The following is a 15,321-nucleotide window of genomic DNA, read 5'->3' as shown; positions in this document are numbered from 1 at the left end:
TGCTATTCAGCAATTGTTTTGTGAAGTGGAGCATCGAAATTGTGAACGATGGATAGCTTTGTGCGTGATTGGTAGGACCAAACCCGCAAAATCAAATCACCGTGTGCGTTGGGAGCGGTGGTCAGGTGGAGAGCCTTACATTCGCCTTTTAAGCAGATACGGCGCGTAAAAGAGGTTATATAAAAAGGAGAGGTGATAATATTGCGTGAATTGAATGAGGTTTGTTTGTTTTATTTGTGTTTTTGAGAAGCTGTATATGTGTGAGCAGAGTGATATATTTCCTATAAATAAAAATTTTTTTTGGTTAAAAATGCGAAATCTAAGCTGTAGCAAAAAATTTTAATTAAGGTAAATTTCACATATAGATTTTAACAGTGTATTACAAACGATCAATTGATGATCGATAAGGAAATATCCTGTTCAATTGCGGTTTTTCAGGATAAAGGGTAAGAATTTTGCGCTGAACAGACATTTTTTGGCTAATAATATTCTGAAATAAATTGATCAAACAATGATCAGTTAACTCTCTTGTAATTTAGTTGCGGTATTAAAAGCAGATTAATAATTATTATGGCAATCGAAAGGGGTTAAATTTGTTAGTTGAGTGTTAATTTCTGAGTGTTTACAGACGCGGCATATTGCTTTTCAATGCGTAGACGTTAAAAGGCATTTGATTTACTATTTATTCAGAAGCAACGTAACAGAAGATTTTAAATTTATTACTAACCACAACGTATTCAGTGTTATTTTCGGCCAGAAGTCATTCCTCAGTTGAAGGATATCTGTGTATGGCCTTCTGAAAATATACGGATTATCACCATGGGATGGACCCTGCTTTATTCTATAAGGTCGCGTCACCCATTCTGCTAAAAACCTTTCGGTGGCGTTTTTAAATCCTTATAGCGGTTATTGTACCTGGTACAACAAATCTATATCTGTTTAATTTACAGAGGGGAAAGTGTTCCAAATGAAAATCAAAAATGTGGCGCTGGCGATTGCCGCGGCGGGGCTGCTGTTATCTTCTCAATCAGTACTGGCAAGCAGTGATTCTGGCGTTAATGCTTCTCTGGATACCGGTGCGGGTTCGCAAAGTACGGGCGGGGTGATCAATTTTACCGGGAAGATTACCCTTATTTCCTGTGATATTACTCCGGCCTCTAAAAACAAAACGGTAGACCTTGGGGCGTGGGCAAAAAGCTACTTTGACGATCACAACGAAACGACGCCGCGCGAGTTCAAAATCAACGTGGAAAACTGCCCGGAGACGGTTGAATCGGTTGCGGTACTGTTTGACGGAACCAAAGATACGGTGAATGACACACTGCTTCAGGTTACGCCGGGTGAAGGTATGGCGACGGGTGTCGGCGTGAAGCTTTATAACAGCGATCGCAGCACCGCGATTAAACCGGGTACGGTATCTGAAACAACCGCACCGGATGATCAAGGCAATGCTGAATTAACTTTCTATGCCGCACTTGACAAAGATGGCACGGAAATCAACGCCGGCGATGTTAACGCCGTATCCAACTTCCTGATGGTTTATAACTGATTTCACTGTCAGCCACCTCCAGAGATAATAATGATGAAACGTTTATCGTATATTATGCTCACTGCATTAATGGTTAGTTCTGCGTCAGTTTCCGCTGGCGTTGTAATGGGGGGAACACGGATCGTATACCCGCAAAACAGCAAGGAGGTGGCATTTTCTGTTTCTAATATGGAAAGTGCGGTTCCCTATCTTATTCAGTCGTGGGTTGAAGGCGATGGGCCGGATAAAAATAACGCTGCGCCATTTATTGTCACGCCACCTCTGTTCAGACTTGATCCGGAGCAGACCAACACGCTGCGTATTCAATATACCGGCGCTCCGCTGCCCACAGATCGTGAATCTGTATTCTGGCTCGATATTAAAGCGATAGCGCCAAAGCCAAAAGAGAGCAGCAACGAATTACAGGTAAACGTCAAATCGAAATTTAAAATCTTCTACCGCCCGGACAACCTGAAAGGGGACGCCGCCACGGCCTGGCAGAAAATAACGTTTTCGCGAACGGGAAAAGGGCTTAAGGCCGCTAACCCGACGCCATACTACGTCTCTTTTTATCGTCTGACCGTTGGCGGGCATAAAATTGAGCAGCCGGGCATGATCGGTCCAGGGGAAACCCGGGAATGGCCTGTGTCCGCCTCCGGGGGCGTAAGCTGGTCGGCTATTAATGATTTTGGTGCCATCACCGCCACCCACACCCAGCCTCTTTAAGACCATGCCTTTTCGCCTGTTTTGTTACGCGCCGCTTTCGGTGTTGCTGCTTAGCTTCAGCCGCACGGGGATGGCCGAGGATTACTTTGATCCCGCCGCGCTGGAGCTTTCCTCTACTGAACAGAAAACGGCGGATCTGCACTATTTCTCTGAAAAGGGCGGGCAGATGCCAGGCACCTGGCTCGTGACGCTGGAGATTAACGGACGCGAGGAGCGGCATCAGGAGATCACCTTCGTCAATGAGAAAGGCAGCCTGCAACCCGTTTTTAGCGTATCGCTGCTGGAAGCGCTTGGCGTAAATGTAGGGGCCATTCCTGCATTCTCCCGGTTGCAGGAGGGAGAAACGTTCACGCACCTCGAGGATTTTATTCCGGCAGCGCGAACCTCTTATGATTTCAACCAGCAGCGTCTCTTTCTCAGCCTGCCGCAGGCGGCAATGAAACACCGCAGCCGTGGCTACGTGCCGCAGTCGCAGTGGGACGATGGTATCCCGGCGGCATTTACTGATTACAGTCTGTCGGGCGGTCAGGCCCGTCATCAGAGCGGGGTCACAACATCCAGCTATCTGAGCCTGCGTAACGGCATCAATCTGGGGGCGTGGCGGCTGCGTAACACCTCGGCCTGGAGCCACAGCGACGCGGGCGGCGACCATTTTCAGTCGCAAAGTAGCTGGCTGACCCGGGATATTCGCCGTCTTAACAGCCAGCTACGGATCGGTGATGCCTGGACCGCAGGCGACGTCTTCGATAGCGTGGCGTTTCGCGGGGTACAGCTCTCATCAAGCGAAAGCATGTTGCCCGACAGCCAGCGCGGCTTCGCACCAACCATCCGCGGCGTCGCACACAGCTTCGCTAAAGTCTCCGTTTCGCAAAATGGCTATGTGATCTATGAAACCTGGGTGGCCGCCGGGCCATTTATCATTAACGATCTGTTTCCGGGCGCACAAAGTGGCGATCTACAGGTTACGGTCACGGAAAGTGACGGCTCTACGCGCGTCTTTACCCAGCCCTATTCTGCGGTGCCGTTTATGCGACGCCAGGGCAGCCTGAAATACAGTCTCAATGCAGGACGATTTCACTCCGGCTCCGGTGATGCGCGTTCGCCCGAATTTGTTGAAGGCGCTTTCTTCTACGGTCTGCTCTCCAGGATGACGGTGTATGGCGGCTTTCGTACGGCGAGCAACTATCAGGCCGGTGCAATTGGCGTAGGCAGAGGGTTTGGCGCATTTGGCTCGCTGGGTATTGACGATACGCTGGCAAAAAGCCGTTTACCCGACGGCAAAAGCGCGATGGGACAGGCGTGGCGCATTCAGTACCAGAAAGATTTCAGCGCTACCGGCACCGCCTTCAACCTGGCGAGCTATCGCTATGCCTCGCGCAATTACTACGAATTTAGTGAACTGAATCAGTCTGACAGCCAACAGCTGCAACTCAATAATCGCCGTAGCCGCTCGCAGGTCACTTTTTCACAGACGCTGGGTCAGTTCGGCAGCCTCAGCGTCTCGGCATGGATGCAGGATTACTGGCATACGTCCGGGCAGGATAAAACCATCCACATTGGCTGGTACACCAGCTGGCGGGGTATTTCCTGGGGCGCGGGGTATGACTACACCGACTCAGCGCTTGAGCAGCATCCCGATCGCACCGTATCGTTTAACGTCAATGTTCCGCTTGGCAACTGGCTGCCGGGCAGTTCGGTCAGTTACTACGCCAACCACAACAATCGTGGGATGACCACGCAGCAGGTGTCACTCAACGGCAGCGCGCTGGCGAACCGCAACCTGAATTACAGCGTTCAGCAGAGTAAGACCAGTGAGGGAGAGGCCGACAGCACCAGCCTGGCGCTGCAATACAACGGTGGCTACGGCAACGTCAGCCTCGGTTATGACCACAGCCGAAACGGTAGCAACGCGAGTCTTGGACTCGCCGGAGGCGTTGTCGCCACGCAGTATGGCGTCACGCTTAGCCAGCCGCTGGGCGATACCGTCGCCCTGCTGCGCGTGCCCGGCGCGGCGAACGTTGAGCCGGAGGGCTACAACGGGATCCATACCGACAGCCGCGGCTATGCGGTCATGCCAACGCTCTCGGCGTATCGCAAAAATACCGTCAGCCTTGATACGGCGACGCTGGGTGAGAACGTCGACATTGAGCAAAGCGGTCTGACGCTCATTCCCACCAGCGGCGCCGTGGTGCTGGCCAATTACACAACCCACATTGGTTATCGCGTTCTGTTTTCCCTGCGCTACCACGGCGAACCGTTGCCGTTTGGCGCGCAGGCTGAAGTGGTGGAGCAGAACCGCCATTCTGCAAACCGAAGCATGGTCGCTGACGGCGGTCAGGCCTACCTGAGCGGAGTACCCGAGCGCGGCACCCTGCGCGTCACCTGGTATGAAAACGGGGAGCAGCAGCAATGCCAGACACCTTTCAGACTGGGGAAAGCTCATATGGCCCCCGGCATCGCTACGCTGTCTCTTGAGTGCCACTAGAGGAATATCATGCGTCACTTTATTCACTGGTTTTTCTATCTGAGCCTTCTTTCGCTTTTTGGCATGCTGAGTTTTCATGCGCACGCTCAGGCCTCGCCCTGCCGCACCACGCGCGATCAGTGGGTTGTCCAGGTACCCTACGCCATTGGATATGCTCCCGGCACCGCGGATTGGACGCCGGTTTCCGCGCCGATACAGTCTACCGGGCAAGACTTCTACAACTGTGATGGCGGTAGTGACCCCTGGCGTAGTATCGGATTTGTCGAGCTGGATAACCCCGTCGGCACCGTGGTGGGGGAAGACGGTGCGTCGCGGCACGTCTACAAAACCCAGATTGACGGCATCGGCTACGCGCTCGGGTTCCGCGAGCAGCAGTACTGTGGTGCGGATGCCGTACAGTATATTGACGGCACCAGCCCGGTAGACGGCAACGAGTCCCGGCGTATCTGCGATGCCTCACAGAATCCTGCCTTTGCCAGCGCCCCAACGTATAAATTGCAGTTCTGGGTGGTGTTTTACAAAATCCCGACGACCAGCCCCATGCCTGACGATAACGCCAACTCCCAGGAGCAAAATGTCGGATCGCTGATATTGCAGGCGGGAGAAAATCAAGCCAGCGCCACCAACGTGGCGACACCAGTACAGATTCATCTCGCCAGCTTCACCGTCAGGCGTACCAGCTGCTCAGTGGGCTCTCGCAGCATTCTTGTTCCCATGGGGAGCGTGAGCCAGCGTGAATTTCACGGCATCGGCTCCCGTGCCGGAGGCGGACGCTTCAGCATTCCGGTGACCTGTGAAAATAACACGGCGGTTAAGATGGGTTTCTTTGGCGATACCACGCCGGGCAACGATCGGGCGCTGGCGTTGACGAAGCAGGAGGATAGCGCCAGCGGTGTCGGGATCGAACTGCTTTACGGTGACAATACCGGTTCGGTTCAGGGGCAGGTGGTATCGTGGAACACCCCGCAGGTGTCAGCGCTTGGCCAGGTGGGGGATAACCAGACGCAGACCTTCTGGTTTGATGCGCATTACATTCAGACGGAAGAGAACGTAACGGCGGGAAAAGCGGATGCGATGGCCACGTTTAACCTGATTTACAACTGAGTTTCCCCTGCGCAGCGGCAGGGGAGAGCGATCAGAACGCGGTCTTACTAAAACCCGTCATCTCTTTCAGGCCCATTTCGCGGCCAAGCTCAGTCATCGGGTGCACCACCACCAGGCCACGGACGCTTTTCTTCAGCTTGCCCATGTCGGCCTGCTCTTTTTTGGTGATCGCGCGGCGATGCGGCATGTTCATCAGCTTCTGCGCCTCTTTACTCAGCTTCTGGCCTTTCACATCGCGCAGGCGCTCAATTTCCGCCTCCAGCTTCACGGACTCTTTTTCCAGCTCGGCATATTTCTCGGCGGAATCAACAAGGGAGAGGCCAGCCATCTGATGGCGGATCAGATCCAGACGGTCGCTCAGGCGTTTAATTTCGTTCTTTTCGACTTCTTTCATGACAAATAACTCTGAAAACGGGGAATTTACAGGGAAGGATACACCAATGTGTGCGGGCTTACTTCTGAAACGCTTTTTTTAAGCTGATTTTAGAAATCAGCTCAGTCAGGGAAAGCACCATGGTGGAGCGGACAACTTGTTGATAACGCAGCTTTTGCATCATGTACAGCTCAGGGTCGCTGTCATCAAAATGAGGTGCGGGAGGGAGCGCGGCTACGCAGTGCAGTTCGCCGAAGGGCCCGAGTATCTCATCATCGGTGAAGGTGTACTCATTGCCGTCATGATTGAGCTCTTCGCGCAGCGCCATTAACAGCTCGGCGTCTTCATACTCCTGACGGTTGAGCACGCCAAGACCGTAAATCAGCTTCAGCCGTACCGATAAATCGCCCAGCGGTCCGTCTCCGTCCAGTAACGGTTCTACAGCATACTTTACCGCGTAGTCGTCTTTGCGAAACACCTGAAGCACCAGAATGTTCACCGCCTCGGTTAACAGCTCGACGGCGGCGATCAGGAAACTTCGTACGGTTTTGCCAGCATTCAGACGCTCAAGCACACGATTTTCAAAGGCCTGGGTTTGTTCCATTATTGCCTGCATATCTGACAATCTGTTATTCGGGCGCAGGCTAACCTGCGCCGGACTCTGCATCATTTGGTTGCGTTGTATGCGCTGACCGCCTCCGCAACCACGTCACTGTTGGCATCCAGACCGGAAATCTGCGCCAGCGCAGCCTGTGCGCCTTTGTTATCAATCAGCTGAGCCAGCTCAATCGCCTGCGGGTCCTGCTCGCTGCGGTAGTGCATTGCGGCAGCGATTCCCTTCACCAGGTTAGCGTGCGGCAGACCGTATTCCAGCGTGCCCAGCAGCGGTTTAATCAGGCGGTCACCCGCGCTTAGTTTACGCAGCGGTTGACGACCCACGCGCTCAACGTCATCTTTCAGATACGGGTTTTCAAAACGACCGAGGATTTTCTGGATGTATGCTGCGTGTTTATCAGCATCAAAACCGTAGCGTTTGATCAGCACCGCGCCGCTCTCTTCCATTGCCCCTTTGACCACCGCACGGATGTTCTCATCGAGGATCGCGTCACGAATCGTCTGATGACCGGCCAATTTCCCGAGGTACGCGGTTATAGCATGCCCGGTGTTCAGCGTGAAGAGTTTACGTTCGACAAATGCCATCAGATTATCGGTTAATTCCATTCCCGGAATGGTCGGTAGCGCGCCTTTAAACTGAGTTTTATCAACGATCCATTCGCTGAAGGTTTCCACCGTCACTTCCAGCGGGTCGTTGGTGGCGGATTCTGATGGCGGAACGATGCGGTCAACGGCGGAATCCACAAAACCAACGTGCGCTTCAACCCAGGCTTTATCTTCCTCAGCCACAGCGGCCAGAACGTGGCCTTTCAGCTGCGTGGTGCCGCGCACCATGTTTTCACAGGCGATGATGTTCAGCGGCGTTTCAACGCCTTGTGCTTTACGCTTCGCCAGGCCTTTCGCGATCGCCGGGGCGATACGCTCAAGCACCACCGGACCCACGGCTGTGGTGACCAGATCAACGCTCGCGATGAGGTCAATCACGTCGTCGCCAATGCTGCTTACCGCGTTGACGCCAGAGACCGTTTCAACCTGTTCGTTTTCACCCACTACGTGAACCTGATAGCTATGACGCGCATTCAGGGCATCCAGAACCACCTGATTCACATCGGCGAATGTCAGGGTAATGCCTGCGTCTGCCAGCAGTTTACCGATAAAGCCACGTCCGATATTACCTGCGCCAAAATGTAATGCTTTCATAGTGTTAACCTTCATCAATGTTTTTACCCGAGAGGGCTGGGGTGAGGAACGTTTTCCCCCTCACCCTAGCCCTCTCCCCGGGGGGAGAGGGAAGAGGCGCTGTTACTTGTTAAGCAGAGCCAGAACTTCTTCAACGCTGGTGGTGTTGGCCAGACGCTCAATAACCGTTTCGTCATCCAGCGCGTTGGTCAGGCTGGTAATCACCTGGATATGCTCGTTGTTGCGAGCGGCGATACCAATCACCAGACGGGCGATGTCGTCCTCTTCTTCACCGAAGCGCACGCCATCAGGATACTGACAGAACACCACGCCGGTTTTCAGCACGCGGTCTTTCGCTTCAACCGTACCGTGCGGAACCGCGATGGATTCACCCAGGTAGGTTGGGGTCAGCTTTTCACGCTCCAGCATCGCCTCAACGTATTCCGGCTGAACGTAGCCGCCTTTCACCAGCTGCTCACCGGCGAAGCGAATGGCCTCTTCTTTATTGGTCGCCGTGCGGCCAAGGAAGATGTTTTCTGCGCCCAGTTTGAACAGATGCGCGTTGCTCTCGTCGAAGCTGTCTTGCAGGCTGGTGCGCACCTTCACTTCGTTATCTTCATGGCGCTGGGCCGCAACCAGACGTTCGGTCAGGCTGGTGTACAGGCCGCTGTCGAGGAAGTTGGTCAGGGAAATGTGCTGCGCCTGCGGCACCTGACGCATGGCGCGCTCGGTCAGATCGCGGTGCGTGATCACCAGGTCAACGTCCGGCGGCAGGTTGTTAATCGCGCTGTTGGTCACGGAGATGTTGGTCAGACCCGCATCCTGCACTTTCTTACGCAGCACGCCCGCACCCATTGCGCTGGAACCCATACCGGCATCACAGGCCACGATAATTTTACGTACGTGGCTCAGGTCGTTAGAGACATCACCCGCCGCCAGCGGCGTTGCGCCTTTGGATTCGGCTTTCATGTCATGCATACGACGGGTTGCCGCTTCGATATCGTCGTCTTCTTTCACCTTGCTGGTTTTCAGCAGGATAGCGGAGACCACGAAGGAGACGGCCATGGCCGCACAGATCGCCGCGATGTTCGCGAAGTAGGCGCCTTTCGGGGTCATCGCCAGCACCGCCAGAATAGAGCCTGGAGAAGCAGGAGACACCAGACCACCGCCCAGTACGCTCAGGGTGAACACGCCGGTCATACCGCCAAGGATAACGGCCAGGATCAGACGTGGGTTCATCAGCACATACGGGAAGTAAATTTCGTGAATACCGCCCAGGAAGTGAATGATCGCCGCGCCGCCAGCAGACTGTTTCGCGCTGCCGCGACCAAAGAACATGTATGCCAGCAGAACGCCCATACCCGGACCCGGGTTCGCTTCAATCAGGAAGAAGATGGACTTGCCGAGATCGTGTGACTGCTGGATACCCAGCGGTGAGAAGATACCGTGGTTGATGGCGTTGTTCAGGAACAGGATTTTCGCCGGTTCAACGAAGATAGACGCCAGCGGCAGCATGTCGTGCGCCACCATGAAGTTAACGCCCGCCGCCAGCAGCTTGGAGAGCACTTCAACCGCAGGGCCAATGCCGAGGAACGCCAGAATCGCGAGGATCATCCCGATGATGCCCGCGGAGAAGTTGTTCACCAGCATTTCGAAGCCGGATTTGATCTTGCCATCAACCCAGACGTCAAATTTCTTGATCGCCCAGCCGCCCAGAGGACCGGCAATCATCGCACCGAGGAACATCGGCATATCCGCACCGACAATCACCCCCATGGTTGTGATGGCACCCACGACACCACCACGGTCACCGCCCACCAGACGACCACCGGTATAACCGATGAGCAGCGGCAGCAGGTACGTAATCATTGGGCCAACAAGTTTCGCCAGCGTTTCGTTAGGCAACCACCCTGTCGGAATAAATAATGCGGTGATAATACCCCACGCGATAAACGCGCCGATATTTGGCATCACCATGTTGCTGAGGAAACGACCAAAGCTTTGCACTTTGATCTTGAAATCGGATGACATAAAACACCCCTTCTTATGTTTACGCTTAGGCTTGTGGCCCGAGGTTTATCGTTAATGTGCGGCGGCAGAGGTAGCCGGGCCCTGTTCTGATGCTGTGAAATCTGGCACTGAATCGTTCAACTGTCCAGACAGCGGAATTTTGTGTGATCTGAATCACATGAATGTAGGGGGTGAGGATATTAATGAAGTGATCGCGATCACATAATGGGTGTGTAAAAAAAATACATTGCTCAGAATTACGCCAAAATGAGGGCTATTTTGTGATTAATATCACAATGTTAAGTTGGTTGTTTGTTTCCAGATTGTGATTTGATTCACAAAATATTTTTATGCAGATTTCTCCCGTATCCCCTCACGGCAGGAATGCGATACGTACACCTGCCTTTTTTCACGGCTTGATCCATACTGACCTCTTTATGGGCATTAAGGATAAGCAATGAAACTCATCGGCAGTTATACCAGTCCTTTCGTGCGTAAGATTTCGATTCTCCTGCTGGAGAAAGGGATTGAATTTGAATTCGTAAATGAACAACCGTACAACGCAGAGAACGGCGTTGCGCAGTACAACCCGCTGGGGAAAGTCCCGGCGCTGGTAACGGACGAGGGCGACTACTGGTTTGATTCCCCGATCATTGCGGAGTACATCGAGCTGCTTGGCGTTGCGCCAGCCATGCTGCCGGCGGATCCAAAAGCAGCGCTGGCGATGAAGCAAATTGAAGCCCTGGCGGATGGCATTATGGATGCGGCATTAACGTCCGTACGCGAGCAGGCAAGGCCCGCCGCCCAGCAGTCAGAAAATGAGCTGCTGCGCCAGCGCGAAAAAATCAGCCGCAGCCTGGATATGTGCGAACAGCTGATCCGCGAGGGGAAAATTCAGAGCGATAGCCTGAATCTGGCGACGATCGCCATCGCCTGCGCCATTGGCTACCTCAATTTCCGCCGCGTCTCGCCGGGCTGGTGCGTGGATCGTCCGCTGCTGGTCAAACTGGCGGAGACGCTCTTCCAGCGCGAAAGTTTCGCCCGGACTGAACCACCAAAGGCTTGATGCGGGTTATAACACTTCCTGGCGGGAGGCGGTACAATCCCCCCACATGTTAACTCCCTCTCCCGTCGGGAGGGGGGAAGATATTTACTCGCCAGGCGCATTCATGACTACTCATCATTCCCTCTACAGCCAGATCCCCGCTACCGATCGTCTGCTTCGTGATCCGCGCATCACTGCGGTGCTGGAGCAGTTTGGCCATACTGCAACGGTCGACATGCTACGCCAGCTTCAGGACGATGCGCGTCGCCATATCCAGGCTGAAAACGCGCTACCCGGCTGGTGCGAGGCATGGGCGCAGGAAGTTGAATGGAGGCTGAGCAAGCACGCGCAAAGCGCGTTGCGCCCGGTTATTAACCTGACGGGCACGGTTCTGCACACCAATCTGGGCCGGGCACAGCAGGCAGAAGAAGCGATAGAGGCCGTCACCCGGGCCATGCGCTCGCCGGTGACGCTGGAGTACGATCTGGACGGCGCCGGGCGCGGGCATCGCGATCGCGCGCTGGCGGATCTTCTCTGCCAGATCACCGGCGCGGAAGATGCCTGCATTGTGAATAACAACGCGGCGGCGGTGCTGTTAATGCTGGCGGCCACCGCGAGCGGAAAAGAGGTTGTCGTCTCTCGCGGCGAGCTGGTGGAGATCGGCGGGGCGTTTCGTATTCCGGATGTCATGCGCCAGGCGGGCTGCACGCTGCATGAAGTGGGCACAACCAACCGTACCCATGCAAAAGATTATCGCGCGGCGGTGAATGAAAACACTGCCCTGCTGATGAAAGTGCATACCAGTAATTACCACATTGAGGGGTTCACCAAAACGGTGGAAGAGGCCGAACTGACCGCCATAGGGCGCGAGCTAAACGTGCCGGTGATTGCCGATCTCGGCAGCGGGTCGCTGGTGGATATGCGCCAGTACGGTCTGCCGAAAGAGCCAATGGTGCAGGAAATGGTTGCTGCGGGCGTAAGCCTGGTCAGTTTCTCCGGCGATAAACTGCTGGGCGGGCCGCAGGCGGGGATTATCGTCGGCAAGCGCGAGCTGATTGCGCAGCTACAGCAGCACCCACTGAAGCGTGCCCTGCGTGCCGATAAAATGACGCTGGCCGCGCTGGAAGCCACGCTGCGGCTCTATCTCCACCCGGAGAAACTGGCTGACCGCCTGCCCACGTTGCGTTTGCTGAGCCGTGATGAAGCCTCTGTTCGCGCGCGGGCGGAAGCGCTACTGCCGCAGGTTGCTCCTCATTACCCTGAGTTTGAAGTTCGTATCGAGCCTTGCCTGTCGCAAATTGGCAGCGGCTCGCTGCCCGTGGACAGGTTACCGAGCGAAGCGCTGACGTTCACCCCGCGCGACGGACGCGGAAGCCAGCTTGAGGCGCTGTCGGCGCGCTGGCGTGCATTACCGACGCCAGTGATTGGCCGGATCGGTGATGGTCGTATGTGGCTGGATTTACGCTGCCTGGAAGATGAAGGGCGGTTTCTGGAGATGATGTTGAAATGATTATTGCCACCGCCGGTCACGTTGACCACGGCAAAACCACGTTATTGCAGGCCATTACGGGCGTGAATGCCGATCGCCTGCCGGAAGAGAAAAAGCGCGGCATGACCATTGACCTGGGTTACGCCTACTGGCCACAGCCCGACGGTCGCGTGCTGGGCTTTATCGATGTGCCCGGCCACGAGAAGTTTCTTTCCAATATGCTCGCGGGCGTGGGCGGGATCGATCACGCTCTGCTGGTTGTCGCGTGCGATGACGGGGTGATGGCGCAAACGCGCGAGCATCTGGCGATCCTGCAACTGACGGGAAACCCGCAGTTGACCGTCGCCCTTACCAAAGCGGACCGTGTGGATGAGCCGCGTATCAACGAGGTGCGTGAAGAGGTACTGGCGGCGCTGAGTGAATACGGTTTTAAGGATGCCGCTCTGTTTGTCACCGTGGCGACAGAAGGCCGCGGTATCGACGCTCTTCGCGACCATTTGCAGCAGATCCCGTCTCGTGAGCATGCCAGCCATCACCGCTTCCGTCTGGCGATCGACAGGGCGTTTACCGTGAAAGGGGCTGGGCTGGTGGTGACGGGTACCGCGCTGAGTGGCGAAGTTAACGTGGGCGATACCCTGTGGCTGACGGGCGTGAACAAACCCATGCGCGTGCGCGGGCTTCACGCGCAAAACCAGCCGGTGGAACAGGCCCACGCCGGGCAGCGTATCGCGCTGAATATTGCTGGTGATGCCGAAAAAGACCAGCTTAACCGCGGCGACTGGCTGCTGGCCGACGCGCCGCCGGAGCCTTCTGAACGGATTATCGTTTCTCTACAGACCCACACGCCGCTGACCCAGTGGCAGCCGCTGCATATCCATCACGCGGCCAGCCACATCACCGGACGCGTGTCGCTGCTGGAAAACGATCTCGCCGAACTGGTGTTCGACTCCCCGCTCTGGCTGGCGGATAACGACCGCCTGGTTCTGCGCGACATCTCCGCGCGCGAAACCCTGGCGGGCGCCCGCGTGGTGATGCTGAATCCGCCCCGTCGCGGCAAGCGTAAGCCCGAGTATTTAGCGTGGCTGGCCTCGCTGGCCCAGGCCCGTGACGACAAGTCTGCGTTAGATATCCACCTTGAGCGTGGTGCGGTGGATCTGGCTGCGTTCGCCTGGGCGCGCCAGCTCAGCGGTGAAGGATTGCGTCTTCTGACGCAGGAGCCGGGTTTTATTCAGGCTGGCAACAGCCTGCTGAACGCGCCGGTGGCGGCGCGCTGGCAGCGTAAAGTGTTGAGCACGCTGGCGACCTATCATGAACAGCATCAGGATGAGCCCGGTCCGGGCCGTGAACGTCTGCGGCGTATGGCGTTGCCCATGGAAGACGACGCGCTGGTGCTGTTGCTGATTGAAAACATGCGTGAAAGCGGCGTGATTGCAAGTCATCACGGCTGGCTGCACCTGCCGGAACACAAGGCCGGTTTTACCGCTGAGCAGGACGCGGTCTGGCAAAAAGTGGCGGCGCTGTTTGGCGATGAACCCTGGTGGGTGCGCGATCTGGCGCGTGAAACCAATACCGATGAGCAGCTGATGCGTCAGGTACTGCGGCATGCGGCGCAGCAGGGCATGATTGTGGCGATCGTGAAAGATCGTTATTACCGCAACGATCGGATCGTTGCGTTTGCGAACCTGATCCGGGAGCTGGATCAGGCGCGCGGATCAACCTGCGCCGCAGACTTCCGCGATCGGCTGAACGTAGGACGCAAACTGGCGATTCAGATCCTGGAGTATTTCAACCGCATCGGGTTTACGCGTCGTCGTGGCAATGACCATGTGCTACGCGACGCGCAGTTATTTCCGTAAGCGTTAAGCGCTGCGCGCCTGCTTCTGCTTAGCCAGCCAGACCGCGCCCAGCCTTCCCGCCTGGTTACCCAGCTCGCAGGGAAGGATGGGCACCCGGAGCGCTTCCCACTCCTCGAATCGCTGTAAATATTTATCCAGCAGGAGATAGATTTTCTCCTGCTCACTAATGCCGCCGCCAATCAGCACCGCCTGCGGATCAAACATAGAGATCACGCTGTAAATACCGCGCGACAGACAATGCGCCCACGCTTCAATGGCTTCGCGCAGATGCACGTCGCTGTCCATGCGTTTAAACAGCTCCTCACCATCAGGCATCTCATCTTCCGACACGGCCAGCGCGCGGCGGCAGGCTTTCATCAGGCCACTGGCGGACGCCACTTCATGCATCGGCTCGCCCTCATTGCCTACGGGCAGCACGCCAAACTCACCCGCCCGGTAGTGCGACCCGCGGTAGAGATCGCCCTCCATGACGATACCGCCGCCGATGCCGGTGCCGATGGTGATGCAGACGAAATGCTCATAGTCCTTGCCCGCGCCCTGCCAGCGCTCGCCCAGCGCCGCGCAATTGGCATCGTTTTCGATTGTCACGGGGAGATCGGTCAGCTGTGCGAACAGTTCGCACAGGTTTTCGCCGTCAAGATAGTCCAGCGCTCCGGCTTTGGCCGCTTCGCCGGTATGGTGATTGATATGTCCTGGAAAACTCACGCCAATACTGGCGATCTCGTGCTCCTGGCAGTACTTATCCACTACCGCTTTCCACTTCTCTTTGAAGGTGCTTTCATCGTCCGGCGTATCATATTCATCGGATGTCAGTTCTTCGCCGTTTTCATTAATTACGCCGTGTTTGATGTGGGTTCCACCCACGTCAAAGCCGATAAATAGCTGCATTGCATCATTCCTCATGAGCCCTT

Annotated in this window: 12 protein-coding genes; 7 read left to right on the top strand and 5 right to left on the bottom strand. The window is 55.6% G+C overall.

What is annotated here, in order from left to right:
* Nucleotides 1–967: 967 nt before the first annotated feature.
* From IM282_RS19550 to IM282_RS19535, 4 genes are read left to right on the top strand one after another with little or no spacing between them, the layout of a single operon-like run.
* Nucleotides 968–1,549, top strand: coding sequence for a fimbrial protein (locus IM282_RS19550; RefSeq protein ID WP_032621994.1), 582 nt, complete (start codon nucleotides 968–970; stop codon nucleotides 1,547–1,549).
* A 30-nt stretch (nucleotides 1,550–1,579) separates the two neighbouring features.
* The gene (locus IM282_RS19545) at nucleotides 1,580–2,254 is read left to right on the top strand and encodes a molecular chaperone (protein ID WP_022649767.1); all 675 of its coding nucleotides are present in this window, start codon (nucleotides 1,580–1,582) and stop codon (nucleotides 2,252–2,254) included.
* A gap of 4 nt (nucleotides 2,255–2,258) precedes the next feature.
* Nucleotides 2,259–4,739, top strand: a complete 2,481-nt coding sequence (locus IM282_RS19540; protein ID WP_022649766.1) for a fimbria/pilus outer membrane usher protein — start codon at nucleotides 2,259–2,261, stop codon at nucleotides 4,737–4,739.
* Between the two features lie 9 nt (nucleotides 4,740–4,748).
* Nucleotides 4,749–5,843: a fimbrial protein gene (locus tag IM282_RS19535; protein ID WP_022649765.1), complete on the top strand. Its 1,095-nt coding sequence runs from the start codon at nucleotides 4,749–4,751 to the stop codon at nucleotides 5,841–5,843.
* 31 nt (nucleotides 5,844–5,874) lie between these two features.
* Here IM282_RS19535 and IM282_RS19530 read toward each other — a convergent pair whose 3' ends face one another.
* From IM282_RS19530 to IM282_RS19515, 4 genes are all read right to left on the bottom strand, one after another.
* Nucleotides 5,875–6,237: a YibL family ribosome-associated protein gene (locus IM282_RS19530; protein WP_022649764.1), complete on the bottom strand. Its 363-nt coding sequence runs from the start codon at nucleotides 6,235–6,237 to the stop codon at nucleotides 5,875–5,877.
* 58 nt (nucleotides 6,238–6,295) lie between these two features.
* Entirely contained in the window at nucleotides 6,296–6,886 is a 591-nt protein-coding gene (gene mtlR / locus IM282_RS19525) for a mannitol operon repressor MtlR (protein WP_022649763.1), read from the bottom strand.
* Nucleotides 6,883–8,046, bottom strand: coding sequence for a mannitol-1-phosphate 5-dehydrogenase (gene mtlD, locus IM282_RS19520; protein ID WP_192970745.1), 1,164 nt, complete (start codon nucleotides 8,044–8,046; stop codon nucleotides 6,883–6,885). The genes mtlR and mtlD overlap by 4 nt, the downstream gene beginning before the upstream one ends.
* Before the next feature lie 87 nt (nucleotides 8,047–8,133).
* A complete protein-coding gene (locus tag IM282_RS19515; RefSeq protein WP_022649761.1) occupies nucleotides 8,134–10,041 on the bottom strand; it encodes a PTS mannitol transporter subunit IICBA in 1,908 nt (635 codons plus the stop codon).
* 436 nt (nucleotides 10,042–10,477) lie between these two features.
* Here IM282_RS19515 and IM282_RS19510 point away from each other — a divergent pair, with 436 nt between their 5' ends.
* The 3 genes from IM282_RS19510 (at nucleotide 10,478) to selB (ending at nucleotide 14,410) form a co-directional block, all read left to right on the top strand.
* Complete coding sequence (locus IM282_RS19510) at nucleotides 10,478–11,086, top strand: glutathione S-transferase (RefSeq protein ID WP_063148427.1); 609 nt, start codon at nucleotides 10,478–10,480, stop codon at nucleotides 11,084–11,086.
* A gap of 103 nt (nucleotides 11,087–11,189) precedes the next feature.
* A complete protein-coding gene (gene selA, locus IM282_RS19505) occupies nucleotides 11,190–12,575 on the top strand; it encodes an L-seryl-tRNA(Sec) selenium transferase (RefSeq protein WP_063152806.1) in 1,386 nt (461 codons plus the stop codon).
* Nucleotides 12,572–14,410: a selenocysteine-specific translation elongation factor gene (gene selB, locus IM282_RS19500; RefSeq protein WP_063149495.1), complete on the top strand. Its 1,839-nt coding sequence runs from the start codon at nucleotides 12,572–12,574 to the stop codon at nucleotides 14,408–14,410. Before selA ends, selB begins: the two co-directional genes overlap by 4 nt.
* Before the next feature lie 3 nt (nucleotides 14,411–14,413).
* On the opposite strand, the gene IM282_RS19495 is transcribed toward selB, so the two are convergent.
* Nucleotides 14,414–15,298, bottom strand: coding sequence for an ROK family protein (locus IM282_RS19495; protein WP_023298868.1), 885 nt, complete (start codon nucleotides 15,296–15,298; stop codon nucleotides 14,414–14,416).
* Nucleotides 15,299–15,321 lie beyond the last annotated feature (23 nt).

Source organism: Enterobacter cloacae complex sp. P29RS, assembly GCF_014893445.1.
Lineage (GTDB): Bacteria > Pseudomonadota > Gammaproteobacteria > Enterobacterales > Enterobacteriaceae > Enterobacter > Enterobacter intestinihominis.
Note: the sequence above shows the minus strand (reverse complement) of the source record. Positions and strands in the feature narration are given on the sequence as shown.

What these genes read in the sequence shown, in the direction of transcription:
- IM282_RS19550 (WP_032621994.1), top strand. Translation starts at nt 968, where the DNA reads ATGAAAATCAAAAATGTGGCGCTGGCGATTGCCGCGGCGGGGCTGCTG.
- IM282_RS19545 (WP_022649767.1), top strand. Translation starts at nt 1,580, where the DNA reads ATGATGAAACGTTTATCGTATATTATGCTCACTGCATTAATGGTTAGT.
- IM282_RS19540 (WP_022649766.1), top strand. Translation starts at nt 2,259, where the DNA reads ATGCCTTTTCGCCTGTTTTGTTACGCGCCGCTTTCGGTGTTGCTGCTT.
- IM282_RS19535 (WP_022649765.1), top strand. Translation starts at nt 4,749, where the DNA reads ATGCGTCACTTTATTCACTGGTTTTTCTATCTGAGCCTTCTTTCGCTT.
- IM282_RS19530 (WP_022649764.1), bottom strand. Translation starts at nt 6,237, where the DNA reads ATGAAAGAAGTCGAAAAGAACGAAATTAAACGCCTGAGCGACCGTCTG.
- mtlR (WP_022649763.1), bottom strand. Translation starts at nt 6,886, where the DNA reads ATGATGCAGAGTCCGGCGCAGGTTAGCCTGCGCCCGAATAACAGATTG.
- mtlD (WP_192970745.1), bottom strand. Translation starts at nt 8,046, where the DNA reads ATGAAGGTTAACACTATGAAAGCATTACATTTTGGCGCAGGTAATATC.
- IM282_RS19515 (WP_022649761.1), bottom strand. Translation starts at nt 10,041, where the DNA reads ATGTCATCCGATTTCAAGATCAAAGTGCAAAGCTTTGGTCGTTTCCTC.
- IM282_RS19510 (WP_063148427.1), top strand. Translation starts at nt 10,478, where the DNA reads ATGAAACTCATCGGCAGTTATACCAGTCCTTTCGTGCGTAAGATTTCG.
- selA (WP_063152806.1), top strand. Translation starts at nt 11,190, where the DNA reads ATGACTACTCATCATTCCCTCTACAGCCAGATCCCCGCTACCGATCGT.
- selB (WP_063149495.1), top strand. Translation starts at nt 12,572, where the DNA reads ATGATTATTGCCACCGCCGGTCACGTTGACCACGGCAAAACCACGTTA.
- IM282_RS19495 (WP_023298868.1), bottom strand. Translation starts at nt 15,298, where the DNA reads ATGCAGCTATTTATCGGCTTTGACGTGGGTGGAACCCACATCAAACAC.